At 48.0% G+C, this 14,501-nt stretch carries 16 protein-coding genes and 1 pseudogene; 10 read left to right on the top strand and 7 right to left on the bottom strand.

Annotation, left to right across the window (positions count from 1 at the left end):
• Positions 1-38: 38 nt before the first annotated feature.
• Entirely contained in the window at positions 39-2,531 is a 2,493-nt protein-coding gene (gene mprF / locus KNO70_RS12630) for a bifunctional lysylphosphatidylglycerol flippase/synthetase MprF (RefSeq protein ID WP_214812671.1), read from the bottom strand.
• A 173-nt stretch (positions 2,532-2,704) separates the two neighbouring features.
• Between mprF and KNO70_RS12625 the strand changes: the two genes are divergently transcribed.
• From KNO70_RS12625 to KNO70_RS12610, 4 genes are all read left to right on the top strand, one after another.
• The gene (locus KNO70_RS12625) at positions 2,705-3,253 is read left to right on the top strand and encodes a bifunctional transcriptional activator/DNA repair enzyme AdaA (RefSeq protein WP_031424154.1); all 549 of its coding nucleotides are present in this window, start codon (positions 2,705-2,707) and stop codon (positions 3,251-3,253) included.
• The gene (locus KNO70_RS12620) at positions 3,250-4,143 is read left to right on the top strand and encodes a DNA-3-methyladenine glycosylase family protein (protein ID WP_214684942.1); all 894 of its coding nucleotides are present in this window, start codon (positions 3,250-3,252) and stop codon (positions 4,141-4,143) included. Before KNO70_RS12625 ends, KNO70_RS12620 begins: the two co-directional genes overlap by 4 nt.
• Entirely contained in the window at positions 4,130-4,612 is a 483-nt protein-coding gene (locus tag KNO70_RS12615) for a methylated-DNA--[protein]-cysteine S-methyltransferase (protein WP_214812670.1), read from the top strand. The genes KNO70_RS12620 and KNO70_RS12615 overlap by 14 nt, the downstream gene beginning before the upstream one ends.
• A gap of 114 nt (positions 4,613-4,726) precedes the next feature.
• Complete coding sequence (locus tag KNO70_RS12610) at positions 4,727-5,590, top strand: DegV family protein (RefSeq protein ID WP_214684946.1); 864 nt, start codon at positions 4,727-4,729, stop codon at positions 5,588-5,590.
• A gap of 26 nt (positions 5,591-5,616) precedes the next feature.
• On the opposite strand, the gene KNO70_RS12605 is transcribed toward KNO70_RS12610, so the two are convergent.
• Positions 5,617-6,159 (bottom strand): histidine phosphatase family protein, encoded by a 543-nt coding sequence (locus KNO70_RS12605; RefSeq protein ID WP_047795747.1) that lies wholly within the window; start codon positions 6,157-6,159, stop codon positions 5,617-5,619.
• Between the two features lie 27 nt (positions 6,160-6,186).
• Entirely contained in the window at positions 6,187-6,648 is a 462-nt protein-coding gene (locus tag KNO70_RS12600) for a DUF2691 family protein (protein WP_214812669.1), read from the bottom strand.
• Between the two features lie 191 nt (positions 6,649-6,839).
• Here KNO70_RS12600 and KNO70_RS12595 point away from each other — a divergent pair, with 191 nt between their 5' ends.
• From KNO70_RS12595 to KNO70_RS12585, 3 genes are all read left to right on the top strand, one after another.
• Positions 6,840-8,339 (top strand): malate:quinone oxidoreductase, encoded by a 1,500-nt coding sequence (locus tag KNO70_RS12595; RefSeq protein WP_214689009.1) that lies wholly within the window; start codon positions 6,840-6,842, stop codon positions 8,337-8,339.
• A 234-nt stretch (positions 8,340-8,573) separates the two neighbouring features.
• Positions 8,574-8,942, top strand: a complete 369-nt coding sequence (locus tag KNO70_RS12590) for a hypothetical protein (protein WP_214684953.1) — start codon at positions 8,574-8,576, stop codon at positions 8,940-8,942.
• A gap of 13 nt (positions 8,943-8,955) precedes the next feature.
• Positions 8,956-9,654: a hypothetical protein gene (locus KNO70_RS12585; RefSeq protein ID WP_214689007.1), complete on the top strand. Its 699-nt coding sequence runs from the start codon at positions 8,956-8,958 to the stop codon at positions 9,652-9,654.
• A gap of 63 nt (positions 9,655-9,717) precedes the next feature.
• Here the strand turns inward: KNO70_RS12585 and KNO70_RS12580 are convergent, their stop codons facing one another.
• From KNO70_RS12580 to KNO70_RS12565, 4 genes and pseudogenes are all read right to left on the bottom strand, one after another.
• Positions 9,718-10,632 carry a methyl-accepting chemotaxis protein gene (locus KNO70_RS12580; RefSeq protein ID WP_015880281.1) on the bottom strand — a complete coding sequence of 305 codons (915 nt, stop codon included), beginning with the start codon at positions 10,630-10,632 and terminating at the stop codon, positions 9,718-9,720.
• A 110-nt stretch (positions 10,633-10,742) separates the two neighbouring features.
• The gene (locus KNO70_RS12575; RefSeq protein ID WP_143180210.1) at positions 10,743-11,270 is read right to left on the bottom strand and encodes a CarD family transcriptional regulator; all 528 of its coding nucleotides are present in this window, start codon (positions 11,268-11,270) and stop codon (positions 10,743-10,745) included.
• Positions 11,271-11,379: 109 nt separating this feature from the next.
• On the bottom strand, positions 11,380-11,805 hold the full coding sequence (locus KNO70_RS12570) for a MarR family winged helix-turn-helix transcriptional regulator (protein WP_214684958.1): 426 nt from the start codon (positions 11,803-11,805) through the stop codon (positions 11,380-11,382).
• A 113-nt stretch (positions 11,806-11,918) separates the two neighbouring features.
• A pseudogene (locus KNO70_RS12565) lies at positions 11,919-12,140 on the bottom strand (alcohol dehydrogenase catalytic domain-containing protein); the annotation flags it as partial.
• A gap of 109 nt (positions 12,141-12,249) precedes the next feature.
• Between KNO70_RS12565 and KNO70_RS12560 the strand changes: the two are divergent.
• The 3 genes from KNO70_RS12560 to KNO70_RS12550 all read left to right on the top strand — a co-directional run bounded on the left by KNO70_RS12560 (position 12,250) and on the right by KNO70_RS12550 (position 14,501).
• Positions 12,250-12,990: a hypothetical protein gene (locus KNO70_RS12560; protein WP_214684961.1), complete on the top strand. Its 741-nt coding sequence runs from the start codon at positions 12,250-12,252 to the stop codon at positions 12,988-12,990.
• Positions 12,991-13,099: 109 nt separating this feature from the next.
• Entirely contained in the window at positions 13,100-13,846 is a 747-nt protein-coding gene (locus KNO70_RS12555; protein WP_214812668.1) for a methionine ABC transporter ATP-binding protein, read from the top strand.
• A complete protein-coding gene (locus KNO70_RS12550; protein WP_214684964.1) occupies positions 13,839-14,501 on the top strand; it encodes a methionine ABC transporter permease in 663 nt (220 codons plus the stop codon). Before KNO70_RS12555 ends, KNO70_RS12550 begins: the two co-directional genes overlap by 8 nt.

Genomic DNA, 14,501 nt, shown 5'->3' with positions numbered 1-14,501 from the left:
TGAAAAAAGGAATTTCTCATCGTGAGAAATTCCTTTTTTTAGCGTTTTCGACTGATCAATCGTGCTGTCCGTAAAATTGATGGCAACAATTTACGACGCTGGCGGAACGCAAGATAGCGTCCTTCCCACGACGGTTTGAACTTCTGTTTGAACTGTCGTAAGCCACTGAACGGATAGATGTAACTGATGTTTTCAAAAATGTCGGCGGCGACGCGCTCCGGCCAATGGGAGAACGTCTGCTCTCCGACCGCGGCAAGTGGTGCCACGCCGAGTCCGACATGGTCATAGCCTTCTGCGCGAGCCCATTCGATGATGTGAAGGATCAATACTTCAATCGATCCGGTCGGCGCATCATTTTTCGAACGCATCAAATCGATGGAGATGGCCCCGTCTCCCCGGAGTAGCGAAATGAAAGCCACGACGACACCGTCCGCATCTCGCAACAAGGCAATCGGATAACGTGTCAACGTTTCATAGTCAAAGAATCCGAGAGAGAAGCCTTTCTCATTTCGATTCCCGATCCATTCGTCTGAGATGTCTTTTAACTCTTGTAACAGCAAGAGGCTTGGTTCACAGACGATGTCGAACGTGATTCCCTTCTTCTCAAACTGATTGTAGAGAGAGCGCATATTTGCACGCTTCTTCCCGGATAAGGAGAAGGCCGAGACGTCAATCGTTGCCTCTTCCCCTAATTTGAAGAACGTGAACCCGGCATCATGAAGGCGAGGCATCCAATTCGGTGTAATTTGATAAAATAAAGAAATATACCCGATTCGATCCGCATCTTCAATGAATCGCGTCAAAAGAGAAGTCGCAGCCTGCTTCTCGCCTTGGATATCACCAAGGACGATGGCATGGTGCCGAGAAGTCGCAAACAACAGACACGCATCTCCGGCCTCATTCATGTAAAAACGCTTATCTGCCATATGGGCCAAGTCAAAACTGCTCGATGTGGGCTGTGTTGCTTGGAACTGTCGGATGCGATGTTCATCATAGGCCTCTCCAAGCGCCGGACGTTTCCAACGATCGAACAAGAGCAGGAGTACACTTGCTACGATTGAAGTTAACAATAAGACGAACGTCGTCAACCAACCGGCTTGATGCGATGTGAAGAATAAGTTGTCTGTACCTGCGAATGACTGCAATAAGAGGGCGTGGGTGCCGACATAGAGCAGGACGTAAATCAAGCTTCGGATGAGACGTCCTGTCGTTAAAATCGAACGGTATCGGACGTGTCGTTTACGTGTCAACCAGACGAACATCGCAAACCCGATGACGACGAAGGTCTCAAACAGGTTTAACCCACGAGCGATGACTCCGATGGTCGCCAAGATGAAGGCAGTGTTGAGTAACCAGAGTGTTCGTTTTGTCCGAACATACATGCCATAGACGGATAAAAACATGAGAAGTCCGGCACTCAATAAGAAAAGGGTCCCAATCCATTCAAACCAGCGATTCACTTCATAGAGCGGCGTCACGCTCGGGAGAAGCGTCTGGAACCAAATCAACAGACTGCTCATGAGTGCGATGAGACTTCCAGTCAAGCGTCCAATCTTCGCAAGCGTCCGCGAAACGACGCGCCAGACGACGGTCCCAATCTCATAAGAAGACCCGATGATTGGCCGATACTCGATTTGTTTGACGACCTGATCTCCGAATGCGATGGCTGCGAGAAAAAGTCCAATTAAAAAGGGAACGACAAAATAAACGAATCGATAGATGATTAGTGAAGACAAAACGATGTCTTGATGAATCCCAAGTTGAGTCATCCCAACGAGATACAGTAAGTCAAACGTTCCGGCACCCCCAGGGACGAGGGAGACGACACCGACGACCGTCGCGACGATGAATACCCCGAAGAGTTGCACGAACGAGGCCGACCCGTCTAGTAACGTCAAGGCATAAATGGCGACGAATCCTGCGGTGACCCATTCTGCGATCGAGGTCATCGTGTACCCGAGCAGAGTGGACCACCCGACATTTGATCGGCGTGATGTGACGAACAAATAAAATGGGAGCATCGCACTCACGGCGAGTAGCACCGGCCAAATCCATGGTTTCGTACCGATAAGCCCGCCAGCCGGGAAAATCCCGAGGAGCACACCGATGGAAAGAATGGACAGACCACTGATGAGTGTCGGGGTCATCCAGCCGATGGCACGGAGTAGGCGTTTCGTATCCGTATAGGGACGGTAGAGGGAGGTACGAAGCGCGATCCCGATCACGCCGCCGAAGCCGAGCATCCCGTTCATCGAGTTCGTGATCCACGCTGTTTGAACGATTTTTCGTTTCGGTAGCTCGATATGTAAAGAGCGTAGCAGGAAATAGTCATAGCCCGTCATCGTCAAGACAGCGATCCCACCGAGTAGGATGAGTGTGAACTGTTCCCAACCGGTCAGTTGTTTCAGTGTCGTGAAGGCGGTCGCGAGCGAGAGGTCTTTCAACTCTTGTCCGCTCTGAATCAAAATCAAGCCGATTAACGCTATAGGAATGAGCCATTTTAATTGTTTCCATGAAAAACGAGTACGCATTGCGATCTTCTCCTTATCTGCCATAGGACTGACAGCAGCTTCTGTCTAAATCGTACTATAGGATACGATTGAAATCTGTAAAACGTTTCAAAAAGAGGGGATTGTAAGCGCAAGAAAGAGGACGAAATGTTAATTTTAGATTTGCTACAGTGAGAGAAGAAAGGGGTGTGGAGATGTTGACGTTTGACGAAAAGTGGGCGAAAGTGCTCGCCTGCGATGCAACTTATGACGGATTGTTCTATACAGCCGTAAAAACGACAGGGATCTATTGTCGACCATCGTGCCGATCCCGCAAACCGAAGAAAGAGAACGTTGATTTTTACGTAACGAGAGAAGAAGCGGAGACAAATGGATTTCGACCGTGCAAGCGATGTCAGCCAGAAGTCGAACACGCCCCACACCGTGCGCTCGTTCAACAAGTGACGGCGTATCTCGTAAACCATTATAAACAACCCATTCGCCTTGAACAGATTGCCGAACACGCCCAACTGAGTCCCTTTCATTTGGAGCGGACATTCACCCAGGCGACAGGAGAGACTCCGAGGCAACTACTTGAACGGATTCGAATCGACAAGGCGGCTTATTTATTGCGAACGACCGACATGAGTAATCTGACGGTCTGCTATGAGGTCGGGTTTCAAACACCATCGAACTTTTACCGTGTGTTCCGACAAGTAAAAGGCTGTACACCGAACATGTATCGAAAAGGAGAGGACCTATGACAGAGATGCTACTTGCTGTTCAGCAGCCGTTTGATTTTCAAGAGTGTCTCGTCTTTTTAAGTCGGTCAGAACAAGAAGTGCTCCATGTGACCACACCTGACACGGTTCGAAAGTTGATGCGAATCGGGGAACGGCTCATCCTGATCGAGCTTCGAGAAGAGGGGAATCACATTCATGTACGGTTCCCTTTCGATGAAGTATCAGAGACAGAAAAAGAACGTGTCGCACGTGAGGTACGAGACTGGTTAGACCTTGATCGTGATTTAGCGCCGTTTGAAGCGATGGGTGAAGAGGATGAATTGCTGGCTCCTTTGATTGAAGCACATCGCGGATTACGGATGATTGGCTTTCCAGATTTGTTCGAAGCACTCGTTTGGGCCATCATCGGGCAACAGATCACCTTGTCGTTTGCGTATACGATCAAACGACGCTTTGTTGAACGATATGGAGACCATCGAGTCGTCGAAGGAAGAGCGTACTGGACGTTCCCGTGGGCGGAACGAATCGCCTTGCTCGAACCGGAAGAATTACGTGAGCTTCAATTCAGTCGCAGGAAAGCAGAGTATGTCATTGATATTGCACGGGAAATAACGAATGGAGACCTGTCAAAAACGGCTTTACAATCACACTCTTCAGCTGATATCCGTCAACGGTTACTCGCGATAAGAGGTGTCGGAGCATGGACGGCAGACTATGTGTTGATGAAGTGTTTTCAGGACGCATCAGCCTTTCCGATTGCGGATGTCGGATTGCATCAAGCGATTCAGCATCAGTTAGGGACAGCGAAGAAACCAACGATTGAAGAAGTGAAGCGTTACGGTGAATCGTGGCAAGGTTGGGAAGGATACGCGACATTCTATCTGTGGAGGTCATTATATGGGAACGTATAAATTAGACGTGGGGACACCGATTGGCGTCCTAGAAATCATCGGGACGGAGCAGGTCGTTCAATCGATCTTATTCGTCGAACGGGAAAGCAAACGAAGTATGGAGCAAGATGTACCAAATGTATTGCGACAGTGCCGGGATGAACTAAACGCCTACTTTCATGGCGAGCGTATGACGTTCACGTTCCCGACTGAGCAAATCGGGACAACGTTTCAGCATGACGTGTGGGATGCGTTACAAACCATCCCGTATGCGGAGACGGCTTCTTACCGCGAACTTGCCGAACGCGTGAAGCGACCTACGGCTGTTCGCGCAGTCGGAGCAACGAACGGACGCAACAAACTGAGCATCGTCGTACCTTGTCATCGCGTCATCGGATCGACTGGGAAATTGACGGGCTATGCCGGTGGACTTTGGCGAAAAGAATGGCTCCTGCAACATGAAAAACAAGTCGCACATCACCCCCAGTAAAAAACATCTCCCCCTCCAAATCTGCTACACTAGAAGAGGTCCTATCGTGACGTCGGAATCGACGAAGTTATAGGATGATTCCCGTCACTTATGGAGAAAGTTTTGGAGGAATGCATGATTAAATTATTAGCAGATTCAACGTGTGACTTATCGGATGAAGTGCTTGAACGGTACAACATCGGGGTCGCGCCGTTGATCATCACCATGAACAATATGTCTTACCAGGACCGGGTGGATATCCAGCCGGATGATTTTTACGGAATGTTGGAAGCGCTCCCGGAATTCCCGACGACGGCGATGCCGAGCCCGGCGACGTTCTTGAAATTGATGGAAGATGCGGTCGCTGCCGGCCATGAGGAGATTTTATGTATCTGTATGTCGAGCGGCACGAGCGGCTCGTATCAATCGGCGGTCATCGGAAAAGAGTACTTTGAAGAAGCGCATCCTGACTCACCTGTCAAAATCTATGTCGTCGACTCTCGTTCGATGAGTCACGGTAGCGGCTGGCTGTTGCTGAAGAGCGCACAGATGCGTGAAGCCGGTTCGACGTTCGAAGAGCTCGTTGATTTCAATGAGACGTACAAGACAAAAGTAAAACACTTCTTATCCGTAGATGACCTCGACCATTTGATCAAGAGCGGACGGCTCTCAAACGCGAGTGCCATTATCGGAAAACTACTGATGGTAAAACCCATCATGAGTATGAAGAACGGGAAAGGTGCCATTGTTGCCAAGGAACGAGGCACCCGTAAAGTGCTGAAGCATTATACGGACGAGTTCGTGAAACGCGTCAACCCGGACATCACGAATTTCGTGATCATCGGGTACACATCGGACCAACGGATTGCGGAGAACTTAAAAGCGAAGCTCGAAACCGAAACCGATTTTGCCGGCGAGATTTACCTCATGCAGATGGGGGTCTCGGTCGGAACGCATGTCGGACTCGGTGCCATCTCGATGTTTTTTGTAGAGAAGTAAGAAAAGCCGTCTCATCGCGAGACGGCTTATTTGTTTGGCCAAATATGCTCGATGACCGGTGTGCTGTCATGATAATCGAGACGATAGACATCTGGGTTACGCATCTTACGCCATGTCTCAAAGTCATATTGCGGGTCAAGATGTTGCAATAAGAGTGCGAGCAGATTGCCGTGTGTCACTAATAGGGTCGAAGCATGCGGAGCTTTGGCGTGCTCGACGACTTGTAGGATGCGCTGCGTCGCCTCCTCAGCCGATTCGGCACCAGGCAACTTGAACGTCGGGTCGCTGAACGACTGACGTAATGGGGTCAGCCAGTCTTCGAGCGGTTCGTGAGATAGGATGCGTTCTCTCAGTAACGGTTCACGTTCAATCGAGAGGTGATGAGCATCGGCGAGTGGCGTGACCGAAGCGACTGCACGGGTATAATCGCTTGAGATGATCCGGTCGATTGTGAGTTCAGAAAAGAAATCGCGAAGCCATAAAGACTGGGCGTGACCGTCTTCTGTGAGCGGTGCGTCAGGTTCTTGGCCCGCAGCTGAGCAGTGGCGAATCAAATAGAGTGTGGGCATATGGATTCTCCTTTTCAAAACATCTAGTTACCAGCAAGACAAGCGTGTCATCGAGTCATTATGACTTGTGATGTAGGTGATCTCCTCGAATCCATGCAAAGAAGCATTCTCGTAAAGGGAATTGAGCATCTTTTGGTCTTTACAGTAGATTGTGACGTCTTGACTGTCGATCACCAATAGAGCGAATTCACACGTACTATGTAAAAAGTCTTCATACGTTACGATTTCCGAGGACATATTCGGTTGGAACGCCTTGATATCAACGAAAATCAAATAATGTTCATGTTGCGTGAGCAGTTCAGCGAATTGACGACCATCGATTACGGTTGAATCCGAAAACAATAGGCAATCCAGTTGCCCATCTTTCACAATGTACGATTCCTCATCAACCACTTTCCATTGGTATCGATCAAGAGGGATTGGACTTAAGATTGCTTGTAGAAATTGCCCATATTGATTGGGTATTGTAAAACGTAAACCACGTCTCAAAAGAACACCTCCTTCATTTGATGGGATCATCCCATTTTCATAAAAAGTTTCAGCACAAAAAATCATACATAACCCTTATCATTCATCACAAAAGAGTTATAATCGGTATAACGATTATAAAATATACGATTGAGGAATGGGGATTCTTCAATCGTATGACAAAAAATTCAGGGGATAAGGATGGGGTTTTCATGAGCAGTACGCAAACGAGAACAGACGTCATTTTGATTGGGGCAGGGATTATGAGCGCAACGCTCGGTTCACTCTTTAAAGAGCTCGTACCGGAGTGGAACATCAAAGTGTTCGAAAAGCTCGATGCAGCAGGGGAAGAAAGTTCAAACGAATGGAATAACGCGGGTACGGGACATGCCGCACTTTGCGAATTAAACTATACAACAGAGAACGCAGACGGGACGATTGACATCTCCAAAGCGGTCAACGTCAACGAGCAGTTCCAAATCTCGCGCCAGTTTTGGGCGCATCTCGTCAAGCAGGGACTGATTGAGAATCCAGGAGCCTTTATTCGTTCAATCCCACATATGAGCATGGTCCAAGGGGAGAAGAACGTCGACTTTTTGAAACGCCGTTTGGAAGCGCTCACAACGAATCCGTTATTTGAAGGGATGGTCTTATCAGACGACCCGAGTCAATTACAGGAATGGATCCCGCTCATCATGGACGGACGGACACCGGATGAACCGATTGCCGCGACGAAAATCGACTCAGGGACAGACGTGAACTTTGGCGCATTGACACGTATGTTGTTTGACCATCTCACATCGAACGGGGTCGAGCTCAACTACGGTCATAGCGTCGAGGACGTGAAGCGCCTCGAGAACGGTCATTGGGAAGTGAAAGTGAAAGACATGTCTCGGAATACGATTGAGACGCATACGGCACCGTTTCTCTTTATCGGAGGCGGTGGTGGCAGTTTGCCGCTCTTACAAAAGACAGGGATTCCGGAATCGAAACAAATCGGTGGGTTCCCGGTCAGCGGCCTCTTCCTCGTTTGCAAAAATCGTGAGGTCATCGAGCAACATCATGCCAAAGTGTATGGGAAGGCGAAGGTCGGGGCACCACCGATGTCGGTCCCTCACCTCGACACCCGCTTTATCGATGGACGCAAAGAGTTGCTGTTTGGACCGTTCGCCGGCTTCACGCCGAAATTCTTAAAAACAGGATCGAACTTGGATTTGATTCGTTCGGTCAAGCCGAACAACGTCATCACGATGCTTGCCGCTGGGGCGAAAGAGATGCCACTTACGAAGTATTTGATCGAGCAGGTACTCTTGTCTCACGACAAACGGATGGATGAACTCCGTGAATTCATCCCGAATGCCAAGAATGAAGATTGGGAAATCGTCGTGGCGGGGCAACGTGTGCAGGTCATCAAAGATACACCGCAAGGAAAAGGAACACTTCAATTCGGAACGGAAGTCGTCAGTTCTGAAGATGGGTCGGTCGCGGCACTTCTCGGTGCTTCTCCAGGTGCATCGACGGCCGTGCACGTCATGTTGAAAGTGCTCGAGCAGTGCTTCCCGCAATACTTACCGGAGTGGGAACCGAAAATCAAAGAGATGGTCCCGTCGTATGGCTTGAAGCTGTCGGAACATCCGGATTTATTCAAGACGATTCACGAATCGACGGCGGTCACGCTCGGTTTAGAGGAAAAGGACATGGTTCACAATTAATAGATTCAAGACGAGTATACAATCGTATGCTCGTCTTTTCTTTGAATTCTGTGGGAGGGAACCAAAAAAGTGGGTATTTACAGAAATAGGAATATGGAAAAGAGGTGATGGCTCATCAAGCCGATTAAATTGAGTCACTGGGAGCAGAAAAAATATGCGCGTTATTTACGTCATCTGCGAACATACGATGATCACTTTGAGTATTGTGTCATTCCGAACTATGAGGAGTATGCCATGGAATTGAAGACAGAGTCGATTCAACTCGCTGATTGTTTTGCTGTGCTGATGCGTCAGAACGATCACTATATCCTCGTCTCCATAGCGTTAGATGGAGAATGGGAACTCAAACGTGTGTTGCAATGGCTCGACCTCCACGAAGTGAGATTGTTTCATCCTACACAGGACACATTGATTCTGTCGAACGTACAGGATGTGATTGATGCGGTCACATTTCAAGGATACCCTCTCGTACTAGTCGAGAAGGGAACAAACGTGTTATTCGTCGGTCCTGAATATCTAGAGGAAGTGACAGACGAATTTGAGCACTATCACAAAATTACGAATACGGCGTCGGCAGAGTCACTCCAAATTGAAGATGAATAGGGAGCGGTGTCTCATGAATCGAATCGGATTGAAAGAGTTTGTTGAGAGGGGCACTACGAATGAATACTTACGACCGTTTGTCAGTAAATGCAAAACGTCGAACCCCAATGTTTTCATTGTAGGCATTAATCCGGCCTCTTCGATTTTGAAAACAGATGTGGATCATGATGTCGATCGATACATTGATTTAATAATGGACCGGGAATCGTTTCTAACATTCATTCAGCAGAAGAACATAGAAAAGGGGAAGCGACCTTTTTCAAAGACAAGGATTGGATTGAATCAACTGGTTAATCAGTTAGAAACGCAGTCGAATGAAGCGATTGAAGTGTTAGAGACGAATATCAATGCGTATGCGACGCCAACAGCAAAAAAACTAAAAGCAATTCATCCTTCTATTAAACAAAGCGGTCAAGAATGGTTTCACAAATTAATGCGTGAACATACTCCAGCTGTCGTCATCGTGCATAGTCTGGATGCGACACGTGATTTGATGAAATGGTTAATCGCCAACGAGATGATACAATCATCGGTTTACAATCGGTCTTATCGGCTCAGAGACTGGATTGACTTGGGTCCTATTCCAATCAACTATCCTAGTGGTGCGACAGGCGTCGTGTTTTGCACGAAGCACTTGAAGTACTATGGATGGAAGGGAAATGCGTTTCAACAGTTAAGAGAGGATGTATTAACCCAATTTAACGAGAGATGACAAAAACCGTTCACCCGAAGCAAGACACATCGTCTTTGCTTGTAGTGAACGGTTTTAGCACATTTAGACCATCCGTAAGAAGGTCTTGGCCTGCTGTTCGAGTGTGGCGGCCGAATCCGCCAGTTTTTCAAACTCACGGACCGTCTGTTCGAGTTGTCCGGAGCTATCTTTGACTTTATGAGAGATGCGTCCGATGCTCGTCGACACGTCATCGATGCGTTTGACGATGCCCTCGATGTTGTTATTCACTTCAGTGATAGAAAGCGAAACTTTGTTCGAAAGATTGCGGACCTCTGTCGCGACGACATTGAAGCCACGTCCATGCTCACCTGCGCGTGCCGCCTCGATTGCGGCATTGAGTGCGAGGAGATTGGTTTGGGCAGCGATTTCGCGAATCGTTCGGACAATATCCGTGATCGTCTTCGCCTCTTGCTGGAGCGCTTTTAGGTGCTCTAGGTTTTGAGTCGACTCTTGTTCAATCAGTTTGACGTTCTCGAGGACGTGTTCTCCGTCTTGTTTCCCGATTTGGGACTGGGCGGATAAGTATTCAGACGTCTCTTGAAGATCATTCGCCATGTGGAGTACGTCTTGTTGCCGTGATGTGATATCGGCCGCAATCTTTGAAACGCCGATGACGTTCTGATTGGCGTCATCGAAGATTGGCATGTAGGTCGCTTCTAGCCAGACACTATGACCATCGGCGGCACGTCGTTCAATCTTGTCGTGATAACTCAACCCTTGCATGAGTTTACGCCAAAACAGGTCGTATTGGGGACTGTTCGCAAACTCGGGCAAGCAAAGATCACGATGGGGGCGTCCCATCAGTTCCTTGACTTCGTAGCCCATCGTTTTGGCAAAAATCTCGTTGACGTAGGCGACGCGACGATGTTCATCAAAGCGAATGATAGCCAGATTGTTTTCGATTGCCCGAACAACGTGCGTGTCGGTGACATGGGTCGTACTAGAGTGCAGTTGCATCCTAACATCCTCCCTATATCAGTTGATTTGTTTGTATTAGGATACCCGATAACTGTCAAAATAAGTATATGATTGTAGCAAAATAAAAAGACCACTTCCAAATGGAAGGGTCAAGGTGTGAGTGTCGCCATGCTTTCATGTAAGTACTCGCCAATCGTGCGCTCGATGTCGCTCTCTGAACGCTCGAGGGCAAGGGAGAGCTCTTTCACCAAAATCGTTTTGGCATTCTCTAAAATTTTACGATCTTGTTCGTATAGCTTTTTGTTCGCTTGAAGCGCCTCGATTTGTCGACGGCTCAATGTATTGACCACTTGGGCAATCTCGTGACGGTTTCCTGAATGCACGACATTCAAAAATTCACGATTGCGATTGTTGGAATGTGGATTCCATTCCACGCCAGGCGAGCGGAACGACTCTAAAATCTCTGATGCCTCGTCTGCTTCCAGTAACGTCAACATCATCACGTTGTCATTATCGACAGGAATGCTGATTTGTAACTTTTGTGAGTTGTTGATGGGGTGAAGCGTATAGTACGATTTCGTCTCTCCTGCGACCGTTTTGTCCGAAATGTCGTCGATGCGACATACGCCATGGGTCGAGTAGATGATTAAGTCTCCAGTTTTAAACAAGTCGATCACCTCTTCCTTACCTATAAGCATAGTCATTCAGAAGATGAAATGTCAACTCGGTTGACGTTTTGGGTCATGTATGCATATGAAAAACCGTGTCACCATCAAGCTGACACGGTCATAGTTTCCAATCCAAGCGTAGAATGGTTTTCAGTTGTTCAAACGCCTCTTGGCCGATGCTTTCTTGGATCCGTTGCTCAAGTTGTGCTTTGAGCGTCTCGTTTTGCTCATAACAAGTGTGACCGAGCGAGGTCAACTCGATACATTTGTCTTTTCGATTTTGTGGATGGTCTGTCACGAGAACGAGCGCTTTACTTTCGAGGTTCTTGATCAGTTTATGAATCGCTTGTCGAGAAATATGGACACTGCGCGTAACCTCGGCAATCGTTCTTTTCGACTGATAAAGTGTCGCGAGAATATACCATTCCGAGTTCGAGAGTTGGATATCACTTTGTTCATTCCAAGATTGTTCACTCATACGTCGAACTTGATCATTGCGCTCTGACAATAAATCAAGTAGACGGGTTGACGTTGATGGAGTCAAATCAAGTCACTCCTCTTTCATTTCCGGCTTTTAGACGTTCCTAACTATACAAAAGCAACTATACCCCGTCAACGTCAATCTAGAACAAAACGGGGCACATGGCCCCGTTTTGATTAGCAGTGTTTATTTTTGAAGTCGATGACCATAGCGATACTGACGCGATCTCCAACTTTCAAACTCGAAACATCGTCTGCGATTTGAGATATGATCCCAATCCCTTCATGACCGAGCACACGTCCTTGGACATCACCGAAGTCACCCGCGGCGACGTGAAGGTCTGTGTGACACACGCCACAATACTCGACATCGACGAGCGCTTCGCCTGTTTGTAATGGAAAGAACGGAATAAAAGTGTTTTATTTTTGAATAGCATTTGTCTGAAAAATGAACTTTTCTCACACAAAGATTTAGGGGAATAGAGATAGAGAAAGGAGTGTTGTTTATATGACACGAACAGCGTTATTTCACACGTATAAATCAAAGATTTTGCAGTTATCAAATTTAGAAGAAGAAATGTTAAAAAGTGAAGACTTTTTGTTAGACCGTGATGAAAAGAAACAACTCGACATCTATTACGCACCGTTCGAATACATCAATCCAAACGCGAAAGTCGTCATCGCGGGAATCACGCCAGGCTTGTATCAAATGCGTCAGTCGTTCGAGGCAATCCGTGACTTGAAGGATGCAACAGACGAAGAGGCGCTTCGAGCCGTCAAACAGCGTGGCAGTTTTTCCGGTCCGATTCGAAAGAACTTAGTGACGATGCTGGACGATTTGGAGTTACATCATCATCTAGGGATCGAATCCTCCCTCGATTTGTTTGGATCAGCGAACCATCTCGTTCAAAATACAGCGGTTCTTCCTTATCCCGTCTTCTATAAAGGCAAGAACTATAACGGATCGAGCCCGGATATGATTCGAACGGAGCTGTTTCGACCATACGTAGAAGGAATCTTCGCAGAAGAGATGGCCCATCTTCAAGATGCGCTCATCTTACCGATGGGCGTGAACGTGAGGCGAGCCGTGGAATTATTGGTTGAGCGAGGTATTTTGGATCAGGAACGCGTTTTGAGCGGTTTTCCGCATCCATCTGGTGGTAATGGGCATCGCCATCGCATCTTCGCCGAAAATCGAGACGCCATGAAACAACACATTGCTAAACATTTCAAACGACATCCACTCTGAACCGCAGTGCGGTTCTTTTCATGTGAGCACATGAACTGACATCGACTCTTTATTTCGCTAAAATGATACACGGTTGACTCACTCACGAGATGTAGAAAGGATGTCTGCCATGATCACATTGTCGTCCGTCCATAAACGGTATGGACAAGAGATAGCCGTCTGCGATGTATCGCTTCATATTCGAAAAGGTGAGATTTACGGCATCATCGGCGCGAGCGGTGCCGGGAAGTCGACGCTTCTTCGATTGATGAATTTGTTGGAGAAACCGGATGCTGGGAGCGTCACGATCGATGGCGACCAGTTGACCGAACTCTCTAACCGGGAACTACGCAAGAAGCGACATCGAATCGGTATGATTTTTCAACAATTTAATCTTGTTGCGAATAAAACCGTCTTTGATAACGTCCTCGATTCACTAAAACTTGCCAAACGACCGAAATCATCATGGGAGACGCGCGTGATGGAGTGTCTTCGGTTCGTTGGACTCGAAGCGTATCGCGATAAATATCCTTCCAAGTTGAGTGGGGGACAGAAGCAACGTGTCGCGATCGCAAGGGCACTCGCGAGCGAACCGAGTGTACTCCTCTGCGATGAACCGACCTCTTCTCTCGACCCGAATACGACGGCAGAAGTGCTGCGTGTCCTCCAGTCGGTCAATGAACAACTCGGTGTCACCGTTGTGCTCGTCACGCATGAGATGGATGTCATCCGTCAAATCTGTCATCGCGTCACCGTCATGGCAGACGGTACCGTTCATGAGACGATTGAACGGGAGCCGACAGGGGTGGTCGCCATCGATCAGAATCCAAGTTGGTTCGTCGAACAGTTGCGAGAGGAAGGTGAAGCGAATGCCTGAAATCTTGGTGCGCTACCAATCAGAGATTTGGCAGTCCATTGCCGAGACGTTCATTATGGTCGGGGTATCGATTCTCGCCGCGATTCTAGTCGGATTGCCGTTAGGCACGTGGCTTTACCTTTCGCGTAAAGGACAATTGTTAGAGAATCAAATCGTCTTCTCCGTCCTTAACCTGGTCGTGAACATCGTCCGGTCTTTCCCATTCTTGTTACTCGTCGTGTTTTTGATTCCATTTACACGACTCATCATCGGGACGGCCATCGGAACGGCAGCAGCGACCGTGCCGCTCTCCATCATTGCCATTGCACATTATGCGCGCCTCGTCGAACAGTCGTTGATTGATGTCCCACGCGGCGTCATCGAAGCGGCACTCTCGATGGGCGCAACGGTTAAAGGCATCATCTTTAAGTTTCTATATGTGGAAGCCCGGTCCGGTCTTGTCCTCGGATTGACTACATCCATCATCAGTTTTATCTCATACTCGACGATTATGGGAGTCGTCGGGGGTGGTGGCATCGGTGACTTTGCCATCCGTTATGGATATCAACAATTTCAGACAGAACTCATGCTCTATATGATTCTCATCATGCTCGTCTTCGTACAGTTGATCCAATTCACGGGCACGACCGTGGCACGCATCATCGATAAACGTTAA

Source organism: Exiguobacterium sp. s181 (assembly GCF_018617125.1).
GTDB lineage: Bacteria > Bacillota > Bacilli > Exiguobacteriales > Exiguobacteriaceae > Exiguobacterium > Exiguobacterium profundum.
The sequence above is the reverse complement of the archived record's forward strand: the minus strand, read 5'-3'. Positions and strand labels throughout refer to the sequence as shown.